This window comes from Microbacterium pratiae, from assembly GCF_047302165.1.
Lineage (GTDB): Bacteria > Actinomycetota > Actinomycetes > Actinomycetales > Microbacteriaceae > Microbacterium.
Genome location: NZ_CP154843.1, coordinates 3,200,982 through 3,217,062, shown reverse-complemented (window position 1 = coordinate 3,217,062; position 16,081 = coordinate 3,200,982). Strand labels below are relative to the sequence as shown.

The following is a 16,081-nucleotide window of genomic DNA, read 5'->3' as shown; positions in this document are numbered from 1 at the left end:
GCTGCGCCCCGATGCCGCGCCGTAGGGTGGCGCCATGACGATCCCCGAGAACGGCTACCCCCGCGCCGCTGCGGTCTCGCCCCGCCTGCACGTGGTGGAGCACACCGATTCGACCAACGCCCACCTGCGTCGCGACGTCGAGGCCGATCCTGATGCCCACCCGCACCTCTCCGTCCTCCTGACGACCGACCAGCGCGCCGGACGCGGCCGCCTCGACCGCAGCTGGACCGCCCCCGCGGGCACCGCGCTCGCGATCTCCGTGCTGCTGCGGGTCGGGGCGGTCCCGGTGCAGGCGCGCGGCTGGATCCCGCTCGTCGCCGGTCTCGCCATGAGCGATGCGATCGCCGCACAGCTGAGCGATCGGCGCGTGGGCGTGAAATGGCCGAACGACATCCTGGTCGACGGGCGGAAGATCAGCGGCATCCTCGCCGAGGTCCTTCCGGGCGAGGCCGGCGACGTGATCCTCGGCGCCGGTGTCAACACGACCATGGCCGAGGTCGATCTGCCTGTGGCGACGGCGACGTCGTTCGGTGCGCTCGGTGCCGCGGTCGACGAGGACCGGCTGCTCGCGGACTATCTCGCGGGTCTGCGCGATCACATCGCGCACCTCGCGGTGGCGGGGGCGGACGCATCGCTTCGCGAACGCGTCGCGGCGGCATGCGTCACGATCGGCGAGGACGTCGTCGTGTCGCTGCCCGGCGGTGAGGCGCTGACGGGCACTGCGCGCCGTCTCGACGAGGGCGGCCGTCTCGTCGTGCAGACGGGCGCGGTCGAGAGCGTCGTCGGCGCCGGGGACGTCGTCCACGTCCGCAGCGCCGGCTGAGGCCTCGCGCCATCCGGGCGTGCCGTCGTCGCGATGTCGTGCCCGCGGGTCATGATGGTGCTGTGACACACCCCGCGACCTCGTTCGGCAGGCCCGTGGCGCCCGCGCCCGGCGCCGCCGCGCCGGAGCTGCGGGTCGCGCGACTGCGTCCGCACGCCGGGCCCCTGCTGTGGCCCGCGCTGCTGCTCATCGTGATCGCCGGTGTCACGGGGTACTTCACCGACAACCTGCCCGAGCCCTTCACCGATGTCATGCTCTGGTCGGCAGCCGGCCTGATCGTCGTCCTGCTCGTGGTGTTGCCGTACCTCCGCTGGCTCGCGCACTCGTACACGATCACGACGCGTCGGGTCATCGAGTCCTCGGGACTCATCGTTCGGCGGCGGGCCGAGCTGAGCCATATCCGCGGGTACGGCATCGACGAGTCGCGCGGCCCGTTGCAACGCCTCAACGGCACGGGAACCCTGACGCTCTCGAACGGCGTCGACCCGTCGATGCGGCTGCGGAGCATCCCGGCCGTCGGGCTCGTCCACGAGGTGCTCGCCGATCAGGTCGAGGTGAGCCAGATCCTCGCGCATCGCGACTCGCACAGCATGCCCGTCGTCGGCTCCGACTCCTGATCTCGCCTGAGCCCGGCCGCGCGTGCGGCGACCCGGCGCGGTGCGCGATGATGGATGCGAACCCGGAGGAGGCGCCATGTCGTTGCGAGTAGGAATCGTCGGCGGAGGGCAACTGGCCCGCATGATGATCGCGCCCGCCGTCGAGCTGGGCCTCGACGTGCGTGTGCTCGCGGAGGAGACCGGGATGTCCGCGGCGATCGCGGCGACCGCGACGGGCGACTACCGCGATCTCGAGACGGTGCGGGCCTTCGCGCGTGATGTCGACGTCGTCACCTTCGACCACGAGCACGTGCCGCAGGAGGTGCTGCGCGCGCTCGTCGACGAGGGCGTCGCCGTGCACCCCGGCCCCGACGCGCTCTTCTACGCGCAGGACAAGCTGCGCATGCGCGCCCGTCTCGCCGAGCTCGGGATGCCGCAGCCCGAGTGGGCAGCGATCTCGGATGCCGCCGGCCTGCAGGCGTTCCTCGACGACAACGGCGGACGTGCGGTCGTGAAGACCCCCCGCGGCGGATACGACGGCAAGGGAGTGCGGGTGGTGCGGGCCGCGGAGGAGGCCGCGGACTGGCTCGACGCGCTCGAGCCGGGCGGACAGCTCCTCGTCGAGGAACTCGTGGAGTTCACGCGCGAACTCGCTCAGCAGATCGTGCGCCGGCCCTCCGGGGCGTGGCGCTCCTACCCCGTGGTCGAGACGGTGCAGCGTGACGGCGTGTGCGCCGAGGTCATCGCTCCGGCTCCGCGCGCGGGACAGCGCTTGATCGAGGTCGCCGAGAACATCGGGGTCGCCATCGCAGAAGGATTGGGCGTCACCGGCATGCTCGCCGTGGAGCTCTTCGAGACGGCGGACGAACGTCTGCTCGTCAACGAGCTGGCGATGCGCCCGCACAACAGCGGCCACTGGAGTCAGGACGGCGCCGTGACGGGGCAGTTCGAGCAGCACCTGCGTGCCGTGCTCGATCTGCCGCTCGGCGACACGTCCCCACGCGCGCCGTGGTCGGTCATGATCAACATCCTGGGCGGCCCCGTCTCGGACTCGCTCGCGGCGCGGATCCCCGCTGCTCTTGAGGCCCACCCGGGCGCGAAGGTGCACACGTACGGCAAGGCCCCCCGCCCGGGGCGCAAGGTCGGGCACGTGAACCTGTCGGGGGACGATCTCGACGCCGTCGTGGGCGACGCTCGGGTGGTGGCCGCTCACTTCGACGACTGAGCTCCGCGGGCACCGCGCCGCTCCGGGAATTCCTCAGGTCGCCCGCCTAACCTGGGTCGGTGACATCCTCGCCGCTGCATTCGTCGGACGCCCCGCTCGTGGGAGTCGTCATGGGTTCGGACTCCGATTGGCGCGTCATGAGCGACGCATCGCAGGCGCTCACCGATCTCGGTGTCGCCCACGAGGTCGAGGTCGTCTCGGCCCACCGCACGCCCGACAAGCTCCTGCGCTACGGGCGTGAGGCCCGCGGGCGCGGACTGCGGGTCATCGTCGCGGGAGCCGGGGGAGCGGCGCACCTGCCGGGCATGCTGGCATCGCTCACGCCGCTGCCCGTCGTGGGAGTGCCCGTCCAGCTCGCCACGCTCGACGGGCTCGACTCGTTGCTGAGCATCGTGCAGATGCCCGGCGGCATCCCCGTCGCGACCGTCTCGATCAACGGCGCCAAGAACGCCGGACTCCTCGCCGCCCGCATCATCGGAGCCGGTGACCCGGCGCTCGCCGACCGGCTGGAGGAGTACGCGCGCGGGCTCGAGCAGCAGGTCGAGGAGAAGAACCGTCGACTCAAGGAGTCCCTGTGAGCGTCAGCGCCCCGCCGCGCAGTTCCGCACGGCCACGGCGCTCGAGCCTCATCGAGGAGCGTCCTCTCCGGCATCCCGACATCTCGTCGCCGGAGGTGATGGGACGTCGCGGCTGGTGGCTCGTCGTGCTCAACTTCCTGCTGCCCGGCTCGGCGCAGGTGCTGGCGGGAAACCGTCGTCTCGGGCGTTTCGGTCTCGCGGCCACGATCACGATGTGGGTCGTCGCACTCCTGACGGTGCTCACGGGCCTGCTCTGGCGTCCGCTCCTGCTCTCCCTCGCGACCAACTGGTTCGTGCTGCTCATCGTCCAGGTGATCATCGCCTTCTATGCGGTGATGTGGATCGTGCTCACCGTCGACACGCTGCGCCTGGTCAAGCTCGTGCGCGCGGGAACCGTGGCCCGGATCGGCGTGCCCCTCCTGGCCGTCCTCCTCGCCGTCGCATCGACATCGGCGGCCGCCTGGACCTTCGACCGCGTCAATTCGGTCCGTGAGACGCTCAGCACCGTTTTCGGGGCGAGCGGGCCGAGTGTTCCGCCGTCGGACGGCTACTACAACATCCTCCTGCTCGGCGCCGACAGCGGGGAGGGCCGCGACTCCATGCGGTTCGACTCGATCTCGGTCGTCTCGGTCAACGCCGAGACCGGCGCCACGACGATCACCGGAGTCCCGCGCGACATGGGCCACTTCCCGTTCGCGCCCGGGCCGATGAAGGACCTCTACCCCGATATCCATGAGGGACGCGTCGACCCGAACTGCGGATGGAGCAGCGGCATCAACCAGCTGCAGACCGAGGTCGAGATCTGCCGCGACGGCAACGCGCTCTACCCGGATGCGAAGGACAACGGCTCGTCGCCGGGCGTGGAAGCGACCAAGGACGCCGTCGAAGGCATCCTCGGCATCACCATCCCGTACTACGTCTTCATAGACATGAAGGGGTTCGCCGACCTCGTCGACGCCCTGGGCGGTGTCGACATCAACGTCGTCGAGCGCCTGCCCAAGGGCGGCGGGCCCCGCTACGAGGGGCAGAGCGCCGAGGATTGGGCCGAGGGCTGGATCGAAGCCGGGCAGCAGCACATGGACGGCGACACCGCCCAGTGGTACGCCCGGTCGCGGTACACGACGAGCGACTTCGATCGGATGCGCCGCCAGCGCGAGCTCCAGCAGGCGATCCTCGCCCAGATGACGCCCCAGAACGTGCTCGACCGCTTTACCGAGATCGCCGATGCCGGTCAGGTGCTCGTGCAGACCGACATCCCCGCCGATCTGCTGCCGTTCCTCGCGGACATCGCCATCAAGGCCAAGGAGCAGCCGGTCACCACGATCGAGCTCACTCCCGAGAACGGCATCGAGGAGGCGGACCCCGACTGGGCGCTCGTCCGACAGATGGTGCAGGACGCGCTCCACCCGCAGACGCCGACCCCCGCTCCGGAGGGCTGAGCGATGACCACCGTTCTCCGGGTCGTCCTCGACCAGCTGGTCGACGTCGTCGACGCCGACTCGGCCGAGGCCTCCGTCGAGGTGGCGCGCGCGCTCGTCGAGACAGCGCCCGCCCGGTGCGAGGTCGCCGCCGTCGTCCCCTCGGATGCCGTGGATGCCGCCGCCGCGGTCGACGGCGTCGCTCAGACCGTCCGGGCCCCCTTCCCACGTACCGGCCTGCTCGCCTCGTGGCCCATGGGCATCTCGGGAGGCGTCGCGGGCGGACTGCTGCACGCCCCGACCCTGCTGGCGCCGCTCGTGAAGCACGACCGAGCACACGACAACGAGCAGACCGTCGTGACGCTGTGGGACCTCGCCGCATGGGATGCGCCCGCTCTGTTCCCGCGGGCGACCCTGCTCGCGCATCGTGCGCTTCTCAAGCGCGCCGAGAAGCACGCGGATGCCGTGGTCGTCCCCGCCCATGCGACAGCGCACCGTCTCGCGGAGATCGCCCCCAAGCTCGCCGGCCGGATCCGCGTCATCCCGGGTGCCGCCCCGGCGCACTTCCGTGTGCCGACCGACGCCATCGGGCGGCGGCGTGAGCTCGGCGTTCCCGATCGAGTCGCTGTCGTCGCCGGCGGCACCGAGGAGCAGTTGCGCGCCGTCCTGGCATCGATCGCCGGGGAGCAGACCGCCAGCGTCGTCGTCTTCGACGAACCGGCAGACATCGCCGGGGCCATCGCCGACGCCGGTATCGACCGCGAGCGCGTCATCGTGCCGGGCCGGCTCGACGCCGCCGACCGCGCCGCCGTCCTCGACGCCGCCGTCCTGCTGATCGCGCTGTCCGACGGCTCGGGGTTCCCCTGGCGTGCCGTCGAGGCGATGGTGCTGGGTGTTCCCGTCGTCGCGTGCGACTCGCCGGTGCATCGCGAGGTGCTGCTCGACGGCGCACGCATCGCACCGTTCGACCAGCTGAGGGATGCCGCGGGAGAGGTGCTCTCGGCTCCGGAGGAGCTCCACCGGTGGGCCGTGCGCGCCGCCGATCGCGGCCGCGCGTTCTCGTGGCGCGATCATGCCGAGCGGGTGTGGGCGCTCCACGCCGAGCTGTGACGCGGGACCCGGGCGGCGCCTCCTAGGGTGGAGGTATGCCCGCACGCGTAGGAGTCGTCATCCGCACGGCCGACCGGCCCGAGTTCCTCGCTCGGGCGCTCGCCGACGTCGCCGCCCAGACCTTCGGCGACCGACGGATCGTGGTGGTCAACGACGGCAGCGATCGGGCCGCAGTCGACGCCGTGGTGTCGGCGTCCGCCGTCGTCGACACCGTCACGGTGCTCGACTCGCGGGCCCCGGGCGGCCGATGCGCCGCAGCGAACACGGGAGTCGAGGCTCTCGACACCGAGTTCGTCGTCGTTCACGATGACGACGACCTCTGGGCGCCGGAGTTCCTCGCCCGCACCGTCGCCTTCCTCGACGACCACCCGGATGACTCGGGGGTCGGGGTCGCGACGGCGATCGTCTACGAGGAGAAGCGGGCAGGCCGCTGGGTCGAGACGCACCGCGTGCCGTTCTGGGCGGATCTGACGGCGTTGCGATTCATCGATCTGCTGGAGGTCAACCGTGCGGTTCCGATCTCGCTGCTCTACCGTCGCGGGCTGCACGAGCGCGTCGGTCCCTACGACGAGTCGCTCGAAGCCGTCGAAGACTGGGAGTTCTACCTGCGCGTCCTCGCGATCGGGACGCTCGGCTTCATCGGGGGAGCGCCGCTGGCGTTCTGGACCCAACGCCCCGGCGCGTCGGGTGCGGAGGGCAACAGCATGTTCGCGCTCGAGCACCTCCACGACCGCGACGACATGATCGTGCGCGATCGCGAGCTCCGCGCCTGGGTGGCCGACAACGGTGCCGGCCTGCCGCTCTATCTGGGCGCCATGGAGCGCCGCATCGTCGCGGAGCTGCGAAGTGAGGTCGAGTCACTGCGACGCGAGCAGCGCGAGCAGCGGGCTGCCATCCGCGCCGACATCGACGCACATCAGCCCATCTGGTCGCGTCTGCGCCGTCTGCGCCGCCGAATGTCGCGCTGACCGCCCCCGTAACGGACGGATGACGAATCGGCGTGGATACTGTGCGAACGCGATGATGGCCGCAGAATGATTGCGTGACCTCTCCCCGCGCGCGCAGAACGACGACATCGGTGACCGCGACGAGCTTCCGCCTCTTCGGCGGCCTCGTCGTCGGGATGCTGGCCTTGAGCGCTTGCGCCACCCCGGTGGGCGGTGCGATGACCCCAGCCCCGACCTCGACGATCGAGAGCCCGACGCCCGAGCCGACCCCGACGCCGGATGACACCGCGACGCCGGATGTGCCGGTCCCGACCGAGACGGTCGAGGTGGAAACGCCCTACAACGGCGAGGTCCTCGTCGTCACCGCCGAGCAGCGCGGTGCGACCCTCGAGGTCACCGCGATGATCCCCGGCGTCAGCGAGGATGACGGCACCTGCACGCTCCGCGTCGACGGCGTCGCGGTAGCCACCATCACCAGCACGGCAGGTAACGGTGTGACGTACTGCGGCCTCATGTCGGCCGACGTCGCGTCCGACTCCGCGGCGACACGGTTCGATGTGCAGTACGAGTCCTCGTCGACGCGGGCGCGTTCCGCCGACTCGAGCGTCGAGTCGAGCCAGTGAGCGCCCGTCGCAGCATCCGCTCGTCCGTCGCGGTCCTCGCCGCGTGGGTGTGCGCCGTCGCCCTGCTCGTCGCGGCACCGGTGGCACTGTCGTCGTCGATCGCTCCGGCTCCGGCCGCCGCGGCCGCGTCGGGCTCCGACTTCAACCCCGGCAACATCATCAGCGACGCTGCGTTCTACGACTCCAACGCGATGGGCTCACCCGAGATCCAGGCGTTCATGGAGCGCCAGGTGCGGTCCTGTTCGTCGGGTTACACGTGTCTCAAGGACTACCGCCAGAACACCGACAACCGCCCGTCCGACCGTTACTGCAACGGGTACGAGGGGCGCGGCAACGAGAGCGCATCGACGATCATCGATCGCGTCGCCCGCTCGTGCGGCATCAGCCAGAAGGTCATCCTGGTGCTCCTGCAGAAGGAGCAGTCGCTTGTGACGTCGACCGCGCCCTCCGCCAGAGATTACGCGGCGGCGACCGGGCAGGGGTGCCCCGACACAGCTCCCTGCGATTCGGCGACGCTGGGCTTCTTCTACCAGGTCTACTACGCAGCCCGGCAGTACAAGATCTACAAGGCGTTCCCGCAGGACTTCGGCTACCAGGCCGGCCGCTGGAACAACATCCTCTACCACCCGTACAACAACTGCGGGACGCAGCGCGTCTACATCGAGAACCAGGCGACGGCGGGTCTGTACATCTACACGCCGTACGTCCCGAACCAGGCCGCGCTCAACAACATGTACGGCACGGGCGACACCTGTTCCTCGTACGGCAACCGCAACTTCTGGCGGCTGTACACCGACTGGTTCGGGTCGACGCAGGCCAATAACGAGAGCCCCTTCGGTGGTTTCAACGTCGAGGTCTCCCGAGGGATAGTCGGAATACGCGGCTGGGCGCTCGATCCCAGCGACCCAGGGGCGGCTCTTACCGTCGTCGTCACAGCGAACGGGGCTCGTCTTGGAGAGTTCCGCGCGGACGATCCGCGTCCCGACGTCGCGGCCGCTCATCCCGGCTACGGGCCCAACCACGGCATGCGCGCCGACTTCGAGGTCGTCGGAGGTACGACTGAGATCTGCGTCACGGTGCGCAACGTGGGAAGAGGGTCGGACACGGCTTTCGAGTGCCAGACGGTCGAGGTTGAGACCGCTTCGCCCTACGGGGGTACGACGGTCGAGGCGTTGACCGGAGGCGTGCGCATCACCGGCTGGACGCTCGACACCGACACCCGGGATCCGCTCGACATCCACGTCTATATCGACGGTCAGGGGTCGGTCCACAAGGCGGACCGCCCTCGGCCGGATGTTGCCGCGGTTTTCCCGGGGTTCGGGCCGAATCACGGCATCGACGTTTCCATTCAGACGCCGGTCGGCAGCCACCACGTATGCACGTACGGAATCAATGTCGGGCTTGGTATGAACAAGCTTCTCGGCTGCCAGACGGTGGAGGTCACGCGGAGCGCCGACCCGCAGGGAATGGTCGATGACCTCTACCCGGTGCCGGGCGGCTTCCGCGTGCGCGGGTGGGCTGTAGACCCCAACACCACTGAGCCCATGACTGTTCACGTGTACAGAGGAAGCTCGGGGCGTGCGATCCAGACGAGCGTGATCCGAGACGACGTTCTGAAAATCTATCCGAGCGCGAATCGCAGGAGTGGATTCGACGAGTTCATCAGCGCCCCCGCCGGGTCATCCACCGTGTGCGTCTACGGCATCAACGTCGGTTGGGGGCAGAACTCAACGCTCGGGTGTCGCAATCTGGAGGTGCGAGCGGGGCAGGCGTTCGGCGGCATAGATACGACGGTCACGGGAGAATCGGTTCGGATGCGGGGATGGGCCATCGATCCCGATACTCGGGACTCGCTTACGATTCACACATATATCGACGGAACGGCCATCGTCGGGAGAGCCGATGTCACTCGAGCCGATATCGCGCGGGCCTACCCTGGTTATGGGGCCGATCACGGGATAGACGAGACTTTCGAGCTCGATCCTGGAACCCACCGGATTTGCGCGTACGCAATCAATGTCGGCCCCGGCACGAACCAGCTCCTCGGTTGCGAATCGGTCGTCGTCGAGGACCATTCGCCTTTCGGCGGTACTGACGTGACCGTCGAGGCCGGAGGCGTGCGGCTACGCGGCTGGACAATCGACCCTGACACGTCCGCATCACTCCAGGTTCATGTGTATGTCGATGGTGTCGGCTTCGCGGTTGCGACGGCCGCGGTCGCACGTCCCGATGTCGCGCGGGCGTACCCCGGGTTCGGGGACGCACATGGCATCGACCTCAGGCTGGCGCTCAAACCCGGACGGCACCAGGTATGCAGCTACGCGATCAATCAGGGCCCCGGCAGCAACTCCACGCTCGGCTGTCACAGCGTCTTGGTGCCCTGACCAAGGCGTTCCCGCACCGGCGCGGTAGGATCGGATGATTCCTGGCCGCGTACGAACAGAAGCAGCACGAATGTTCTCATCCCCGGGAGACCCAGACCCCCGCGCACTTTTTACCCGAGACCGCAGAGGCGACGGAAGGTGGGAACGCTGGATCGCTCCCACGGCAGATGGCCTCCCGTCTCGACGCGTGCTGGCTTTGCCGTTGGCATTGCTCGCCGGTGTGTTTGTGGTGCTGGTCGCCTTCGGCGTGACGGGCAGCTCGACCGGCGTCCTCCATTCGATGGTGTCTGGCGGAGACGATCCCCGTCTCGTCGCCGGCGAACCGCGCGAGATCCGTAGCGACGAGTGGTTCGTGCAGTCCAGCTGGGTGATCTCGCAGGTCGAGCAGTCGCTTCCCGTCGAGAACGAGACATTCCCGGGCGGCATGGACGCGACCGTGCAGAACGACCTCCCGAACGCCGACTGGTCGACTGCCTTCCGGCCTCACTTGCTCGGCTTCTTCTTCCTCCCACTGGACCAGGCAATGGCATTCCGCTGGTGGTTCCCGGGCCTCGGCGTCATCGCGGCGACGTATCTGTTCGCGGTCACACTCCTTCCACGGCGCCCGCTGACGAGCTTGGCGCTGGCGGTCGGTTTCTTCTTTGCGCCTTTCTTGCAGTGGTGGTACCTCTCGCTCACGCTTTACCCCGCCTTGTGGGCGATGCTGGTCATGTCCGCGATCATCTGGTCGTTGCGATCGCGGAAGCGAGGACCCGTGTGGATACTGGCCGCGCTCGTCGCCTACGTCACTCCGGCGTTGGCGATGGGAATCTACGTTCCGTTCATCGTTCCTGTGACGCTCGTGGCGGCCGCCTTCGGCCTCGGGGCCGTCATCGCCCGTGACGTCGGTCGACCTCGCTTCACACAGCGGCTGGTCGACATCTCGCCGGTCCTGGTCGCGGGGCTCGCCGGCGGCCTGGTGATGGTGATCTGGATCCTGACCCGTCTGCAGACGATCCAGGCATTCACCTCGACGCTCTATCCGGGGGAGCGGCTCCAGCAGGTCGGGCAAGCCGGCGTCAACGAGATGTCGCAATTGTTTTCCGCGTTCTCGTCTTTCGCTCTCGAACGCACACGGGGTGCCCCACTGAGTGTGAACTCCTCTGAGGCTTCCACCTTCTTCCTTCCTGGCGTCTTTCTCGTGGTGGTGCTGGGCTGGCTGGTCTGGGCTCGCCGGAAGAACGGCGCTGCGCTCGACGTCCTCGCGATCGCTGTGATCGGCGCGCTCGCCCTGATGTTCGCGTACCTTCTCGTGCCCGGCTGGGACCCGCTTGCGCATCTACTATTCCTCGACAGGACGACGAACGCGCGGATGCGGATCGGGTTCGGGGTCGTCAGCGTCGTGCTGGTGGTGCTCACAGCAGTGCGGTTCGACGATGCTCGATCGCGCGGTCTCGTGCCGCCGTTGTGGGTGAAGGTGGTCGCGACGACGCTCGCGGCGGGGTCGGTAGGCGTGGTGGCTTGGCGAGCGGTCGACATTACGGGATCCGTGGATGCCATCGCGCGGCGTGATCTGGCGCTGCTAGCGATATTCGCCGCGGCATTCGTGCTTATTGTGTGGCTCATGGCCTCGGGGCGCTTCCTCACTGCGGCGACCGGCCTCCTCATGCTGACCCTGGCGCAATCAGGGCTTGTGAATCCGGTGTACGTGGGAGTGTTCGATCTCCGCCAGACTGAGACCGTGCAACGCATTGAGCAGATCGATGCGCGCGACCCCGGCGCGTGGGTAGGCATCAATACATCGCTCGTCACGACGATGATGCTCGTCGAGTCCGGAGTACAGTCCTACAACGGGGTCCAAGGATCCCCCTCCTCCGAGATGTGGGAAGCAATCGATCCGACCGGGTCGTCGGAGCAAGCTTGGAACCGTCTCGCCACTCTCTCATGGGTTCCGGGCGAGGGTGACCCGGCCCCACGCAACCCGGCACCTGACCAGATTCAGATGACGTTCGATTCCTGCAATCGGTTCGCCGCGGAACACGTCTCGTATGTGCTCACGCAGGCGCCTCTCGAACAAGCATGTCTCGAGCTCCTCGACAGCGTCGAGCAGGGACCCAGCACGATGTTGATCTACGCCGTCCGGAGCGGGCAGTGACCGGCGAGGGTCACCTTCGAGAGCGACCATACGCCCGCGATAACATGGTTCCGATGTCTGAAGAGTCACCCAAGACGCTCGTGATCGTTCCGGCCTGGAACGAGGCCGAAAACGTTGGCAACACCGTGACAGAGGTTTTGGCGGCGAGTCGGGACTATCACGTTCTCGTCGTTGATGACGGATCGCGTGACGATACCGGAACCCGTGCCCGCGCGGCCGGAGCGACCGTACTGACGCTCCCGTTCAATATGGGCGTGGGAGGGGCGATGCGCGCCGGATTCACCTACGCGCAGCGGCATGGCTTCCGGCGAGCGATCCAGGTGGATGCCGACGGTCAGCACAATCCGCGCGATATCGTCGCCGTTCTCGAGGGACTCGACGTGGCCGACATCTCGATCGGCGCGAGGTTCGCTGACGTCGGTGACTACTCGGCGAAAGGGCCGCGCCGGTGGGCGATGAAGCTGCTAGCCGGTGTCCTGTCCCGGGTGGCGAAGACTCCTCTCACGGACGTGACGAGTGGTTTTCGTGCTGCGAATGAGGTCGCGATCGACCAGTACGTTCGGTACTACCCGGCCGAGTACCTCGGTGACACGGTCGACTCGCTGGTGAACGCGCTGCACGCGGGTTTGACGGTCACGCAGGTGCCGGTCGCGATGCGGCCCCGAGCCTTCGGCCGGCCCAGTCAGAACCCCTTCGGTGCCACGGTGTACCTGACGCGATCGGTCTTCGCCCTCAGCCTCGCGTTGATGCGCGGGCCGGCCAAACCCGTGGAAGCAGAGTCATGATCATCGCCGCAGGAATAGCATTTGCGATCGTCGTCCTTGCGATCATCATCGGCCTTCTCCTGAAGCGTCAGCTTCGCGAGAAGTACGCCACCCTCTGGCTGATCATCGGCCTCGCCCTCCTCGTCATCTCCGTGTTCCCCGGACTGCTCCTGCAGCTGACTGAGGTGCTGGGTGTCGAGGTGCCGGCGAACCTCATCTTCGCCCTCTCCATCGTGCTTCTCGTTGGAGTCGCTCTCCACCTCTCATGGGAACTGTCCCGGGCCGAAGACGAGATCCGTCGCCTCGCAGAGGAGTCCGCGATCCTCCGTACTGACCTGGACGAGTTGCGAGCGCGAATGGATTCCCAGGTAGCAGGCTCCGGGGTTCAGGGTGATCCGCCTCGGGACGCGCCTGCCGGTTGAGAGAGCGTCGACGCTACTCGCTGCGCGCCGGCGGGAAGATCCAGTAGCGGTAACCGAAGTAGTTCCACACCGTCGTCGACGCGACGGCGATCCCTTTCCCCACCGCCCACGGCCAACCGAGAGCGTCGATGCCGGTGACGACCGCGGTGGTGGCGAAGGCGTTGAAAATGACGAGTGCCGTGTACTTCACGGCGCTCGATCCCCATCCGGCGCCGGTCTGGAACGTGATCGCCCGCTGCATCACGAACGTGAGCGCGAAGCTCGTGAAGAATGCGACCGGCGTAGCGATGACCAGGTCGATGTGGACGAGGTCATGCAGGACGAACAGCAGCCCGAAGTCGACGAGGAAGGCTACGCCACCCACGACGACGTACCTGACCGCACTGTTTTTCCACATCCGCTTGATCGGTGCGGGGACGAGTGCGCTCAGCCGCACCGTCGGACCCCCGTGTGAGGTCGAGAGACGGGGCCCAGCGTCGTGCAGGGCAGCGTCACGATTTCAGGTAAGTGAGAAGGGCGTCGGCGCTGTCGGCGGGCGTGAATCCGGTAGCTTCCAGTGCGGACAGATCCAGTTCGCTGTTGCGCGGCCTCGGCGAGATCGGGTGCCCTAGCCCTGCGAAGTAGTCTTCCGTGCTGACCCCGCTGACTCGGCTGGCGTCATGACCGGTTTGCGCGAAGACATCCCGCGCAACGTCGAACCAGCTCGATGCCGTGCCTGCCGAACTGAGATTGTATGTGCCGTGTGCGGCCGCGCTCTCGAGGAGGTGCCGGATGCCGCGGGCGATGTCATCGGTGAAGGTCAGGCGTCCGATCTGGTCGTCGACGACCTTCGGATCGATGCCTCGCTCGGCGAGCGAGGCCATCGTGCGGACGAAGTTGTTGCCGTCGCCAATCACCCAGCTGGTGCGGACGATGTAGTGACGCGGTACGACGGACACGACGGCATCCCCGGCGGCCTTCGTCTGTCCGTACACGCCGAGCGGTGACACGGGGTCGTTCTCGGTGTATGCGCCGTCCTTCGTGCCGTCGAACACGTAGTCGCTCGAAACGTGGACGAGGGTGATGCCGTTCGCCGTCGCGATGCGCGCCAGCGCGGCGACGGCGGTGACGTTGGCCGCCCAGGCGTCGACGCGCCCCTCGGAAGTCTCGGCGAGGTCGACCTTGGTGTACGCGGCCGCGTTGATGATCGCGCTGTAGTCGCGCCACCGGCGCGCGGAGGCGAGATCCGGCGAGGTCAGGTCGAGGTCATCCCGGCTCGCATACTCCATCCAGGCATGATCGCCGAACTCGGCGCGGAGCGCGCGGCCGAGCTGCCCGTTCGCCCCCGTCACCAGGATTCGTTTCGGCGGCATCGGAACCACGTCGGAAAGACGCGGGTGGTTCTTGTCCTTCTCGCTGATCTCGACCTCGTCGAGGGGGATCGGCCACTCGATCGCTGCGGTCTCGTCAGCGAGATTGAGGAACGTGTAGGTCGCATCGGGCGACCAGTGGTCGTTCACGAGATACGTGTAGGCGGTGTCGGGCTCGAGGGTCTGATACGAGTTGCCGACGCCGCGCGGGACGAAGATCGCGCGCGAGGGATCGAGTTCGGTCGTGTAGACGGCGCCGAAGGTCGGCCCCTCGCGAAGGTCGACCCAGGCGCCGAAGATGCGGCCCGTGGCGACGGAGACGTACTTATCCCAGGGTTCGGCGTGGATGCCGCGGGTCGTGCCGACCGCGTCGTTGAACGAGATGTTGTTCTGCACCGGGCCGAAATCGGGCAGGTCGATGCCCGACGCGGTCATCTTCTCCCGCTGCCAGTTCTCCTTGAACCAGCCGCGTGAGTCGCCGTGCACCGGGAGGTCGAGGACGACCAGCCCCGGGATGGGGGTCTCGGTGACCGTGAGCGCCTTACCGAACTCGATGGCCACGGGTCACTGACCCTTCGAGGCGTAGAAGGCCTCGACGCCGTCCTTCGCTGGCGCCCACCAGTCCTCGTTGTCGCGGTACCAATCGATGGTGGCCTTCAGGCCGGCTTCGAAGTCCTGGTAGCGGGGCTTCCAGCCGAGCTCGGTGCGCAGCTTCGTGGAGTCGATCGCGTAGCGCAGGTCGTGGCCGGGGCGGTCGGTCACGTGGTCGTACGCGTCGGTCGGGTTGCCGGTGAGGGCGAGGATCAGCTCGACGACCGTCTTGTTGTCCTTCTCGCCGTCGGCGCCGATGAGGTAGGTCTCGCCGATGACGCCCTGATCGAGGATCGTCAGGACGGCGGAGGAGTGGTCGTCGGCGTGGATCCAGTCGCGGACGTTCTCGCCCTTGCCGTAGAGCTTGGGGCGGATGCCGCGCAGGACGTTCGTGATCTGGCGGGGGATGAACTTCTCGACGTGCTGGTACGGCCCGTAGTTGTTCGAGCAATTGCTGATGGTCGCCTTCACCCCGAACGACCGCACCCACGCACGCACGAGAAGATCGGAGCCGGCCTTCGTGCTGCTGTAGGGGGACGAGGGGTTGTACGGGGTGTTCTCGGTGAACCGTGCCGGGTCGTCGAGCTCGAGGTCGCCGTACACCTCGTCGGTGGAGATGTGATGGAACCGCTTGTCGTGCTTCCGGGCAGCCTCGAGCAGTGTGTAGGTGCCGACGATGTTCGTGTCGAGGAACGGCCGGGGGTCGTGCAACGAGTTGTCGTTGTGCGACTCGGCCGCGTAGTGCACGACGGCGTCGACCTGGCCGAACAGCTCGTCCACGAGCGTCGCGTCGGCGATATCGCCCTGCACCAGGCGCACCCGGTCTTCGGGCAGGCCCGCAAGCGACGCGGCGTTGCCCGCGTAGGTGAGCTTGTCGAGCACGATCACCGAGTGATCGGTGTTTCCGATGACGTGGTGGACGAAATTCGAACCGATGAACCCGGCGCCGCCGGTCACAAGAAGCGTGGACACGCCCACCAGGGTACCTGCCTACACCTGACGGCTGAGGAAACGCGCCTGGAGCGCTCACGCTCGCTCGATAGAATTCAGCGGCCGCAAGCTGCGGCGCGAAGGGAGCCGTCCGCCGACATGGATGAACCGGCAGAGCGCGTACGAC

General features: G+C 67.8%; 15 protein-coding genes. 12 read left to right on the top strand and 3 right to left on the bottom strand.

Annotated elements, in window-relative coordinates:
• Window positions 1–34 precede the first annotated feature (34 nt).
• The 12 genes from AA0Y20_RS15320 to AA0Y20_RS15265 all read left to right on the top strand — a co-directional run bounded on the left by AA0Y20_RS15320 (window position 35) and on the right by AA0Y20_RS15265 (window position 13,024).
• On the top strand, window positions 35–823 hold the full coding sequence (locus AA0Y20_RS15320) for a biotin--[acetyl-CoA-carboxylase] ligase (RefSeq protein WP_412935985.1): 789 nt from the start codon (window positions 35–37) through the stop codon (window positions 821–823).
• 62 nt (window positions 824–885) lie between these two features.
• The gene (locus tag AA0Y20_RS15315; RefSeq protein ID WP_412935983.1) at window positions 886–1,440 is read left to right on the top strand and encodes a PH domain-containing protein; all 555 of its coding nucleotides are present in this window, start codon (window positions 886–888) and stop codon (window positions 1,438–1,440) included.
• A gap of 76 nt (window positions 1,441–1,516) precedes the next feature.
• The gene (locus AA0Y20_RS15310) at window positions 1,517–2,644 is read left to right on the top strand and encodes a 5-(carboxyamino)imidazole ribonucleotide synthase (protein ID WP_412935981.1); all 1,128 of its coding nucleotides are present in this window, start codon (window positions 1,517–1,519) and stop codon (window positions 2,642–2,644) included.
• 110 nt (window positions 2,645–2,754) lie between these two features.
• Entirely contained in the window at window positions 2,755–3,222 is a 468-nt protein-coding gene (purE, locus tag AA0Y20_RS15305; RefSeq protein WP_412939663.1) for a 5-(carboxyamino)imidazole ribonucleotide mutase, read from the top strand.
• The gene (locus tag AA0Y20_RS15300; RefSeq protein WP_412935978.1) at window positions 3,219–4,661 is read left to right on the top strand and encodes an LCP family protein; all 1,443 of its coding nucleotides are present in this window, start codon (window positions 3,219–3,221) and stop codon (window positions 4,659–4,661) included. Before purE ends, AA0Y20_RS15300 begins: the two co-directional genes overlap by 4 nt.
• A 3-nt stretch (window positions 4,662–4,664) precedes the next feature.
• Window positions 4,665–5,750, top strand: coding sequence for a glycosyltransferase (locus tag AA0Y20_RS15295; protein WP_412935976.1), 1,086 nt, complete (start codon window positions 4,665–4,667; stop codon window positions 5,748–5,750).
• Between the two features lie 35 nt (window positions 5,751–5,785).
• Window positions 5,786–6,718, top strand: coding sequence for a glycosyltransferase family 2 protein (locus AA0Y20_RS15290; protein ID WP_412935974.1), 933 nt, complete (start codon window positions 5,786–5,788; stop codon window positions 6,716–6,718).
• 74 nt (window positions 6,719–6,792) lie between these two features.
• Window positions 6,793–7,320 (top strand): hypothetical protein, encoded by a 528-nt coding sequence (locus AA0Y20_RS15285; RefSeq protein ID WP_412935972.1) that lies wholly within the window; start codon window positions 6,793–6,795, stop codon window positions 7,318–7,320.
• On the top strand, window positions 7,317–9,704 hold the full coding sequence (locus tag AA0Y20_RS15280; protein WP_413331745.1) for a hypothetical protein: 2,388 nt from the start codon (window positions 7,317–7,319) through the stop codon (window positions 9,702–9,704). Before AA0Y20_RS15285 ends, AA0Y20_RS15280 begins: the two co-directional genes overlap by 4 nt.
• A gap of 187 nt (window positions 9,705–9,891) precedes the next feature.
• The gene (locus tag AA0Y20_RS15275; protein ID WP_412935967.1) at window positions 9,892–11,838 is read left to right on the top strand and encodes a hypothetical protein; all 1,947 of its coding nucleotides are present in this window, start codon (window positions 9,892–9,894) and stop codon (window positions 11,836–11,838) included.
• 53 nt (window positions 11,839–11,891) lie between these two features.
• Entirely contained in the window at window positions 11,892–12,623 is a 732-nt protein-coding gene (locus AA0Y20_RS15270; protein ID WP_412939662.1) for a glycosyltransferase family 2 protein, read from the top strand.
• Window positions 12,620–13,024: a DUF2304 domain-containing protein gene (locus AA0Y20_RS15265; protein WP_412935965.1), complete on the top strand. Its 405-nt coding sequence runs from the start codon at window positions 12,620–12,622 to the stop codon at window positions 13,022–13,024. The genes AA0Y20_RS15270 and AA0Y20_RS15265 overlap by 4 nt, the downstream gene beginning before the upstream one ends.
• A 13-nt stretch (window positions 13,025–13,037) precedes the next feature.
• Here AA0Y20_RS15265 and AA0Y20_RS15260 read toward each other — a convergent pair whose 3' ends face one another.
• From AA0Y20_RS15260 to rfbB, 3 genes are all read right to left on the bottom strand, one after another.
• Complete coding sequence (locus AA0Y20_RS15260) at window positions 13,038–13,388, bottom strand: GtrA family protein (RefSeq protein ID WP_412935963.1); 351 nt, start codon at window positions 13,386–13,388, stop codon at window positions 13,038–13,040.
• 127 nt (window positions 13,389–13,515) lie between these two features.
• Window positions 13,516–14,934 carry a dTDP-4-dehydrorhamnose reductase gene (gene rfbD, locus AA0Y20_RS15255; RefSeq protein WP_412935961.1) on the bottom strand — a complete coding sequence of 473 codons (1,419 nt, stop codon included), beginning with the start codon at window positions 14,932–14,934 and terminating at the stop codon, window positions 13,516–13,518.
• Window positions 14,935–14,937: 3 nt separating this feature from the next.
• Window positions 14,938–15,936, bottom strand: coding sequence for a dTDP-glucose 4,6-dehydratase (gene rfbB / locus AA0Y20_RS15250; protein WP_412935960.1), 999 nt, complete (start codon window positions 15,934–15,936; stop codon window positions 14,938–14,940).
• Window positions 15,937–16,081 lie beyond the last annotated feature (145 nt).

What these genes read in the sequence shown, in the direction of transcription:
- AA0Y20_RS15320 (WP_412935985.1), top strand. Translation starts at nt 35, where the DNA reads ATGACGATCCCCGAGAACGGCTACCCCCGCGCCGCTGCGGTCTCGCCC.
- AA0Y20_RS15310 (WP_412935981.1), top strand. Translation starts at nt 1,517, where the DNA reads ATGTCGTTGCGAGTAGGAATCGTCGGCGGAGGGCAACTGGCCCGCATG.
- purE (WP_412939663.1), top strand. Translation starts at nt 2,755, where the DNA reads ATGGGTTCGGACTCCGATTGGCGCGTCATGAGCGACGCATCGCAGGCG.
- AA0Y20_RS15295 (WP_412935976.1), top strand. Translation starts at nt 4,665, where the DNA reads ATGACCACCGTTCTCCGGGTCGTCCTCGACCAGCTGGTCGACGTCGTC.
- AA0Y20_RS15290 (WP_412935974.1), top strand. Translation starts at nt 5,786, where the DNA reads ATGCCCGCACGCGTAGGAGTCGTCATCCGCACGGCCGACCGGCCCGAG.
- AA0Y20_RS15270 (WP_412939662.1), top strand. Translation starts at nt 11,892, where the DNA reads ATGTCTGAAGAGTCACCCAAGACGCTCGTGATCGTTCCGGCCTGGAAC.
- AA0Y20_RS15265 (WP_412935965.1), top strand. Translation starts at nt 12,620, where the DNA reads ATGATCATCGCCGCAGGAATAGCATTTGCGATCGTCGTCCTTGCGATC.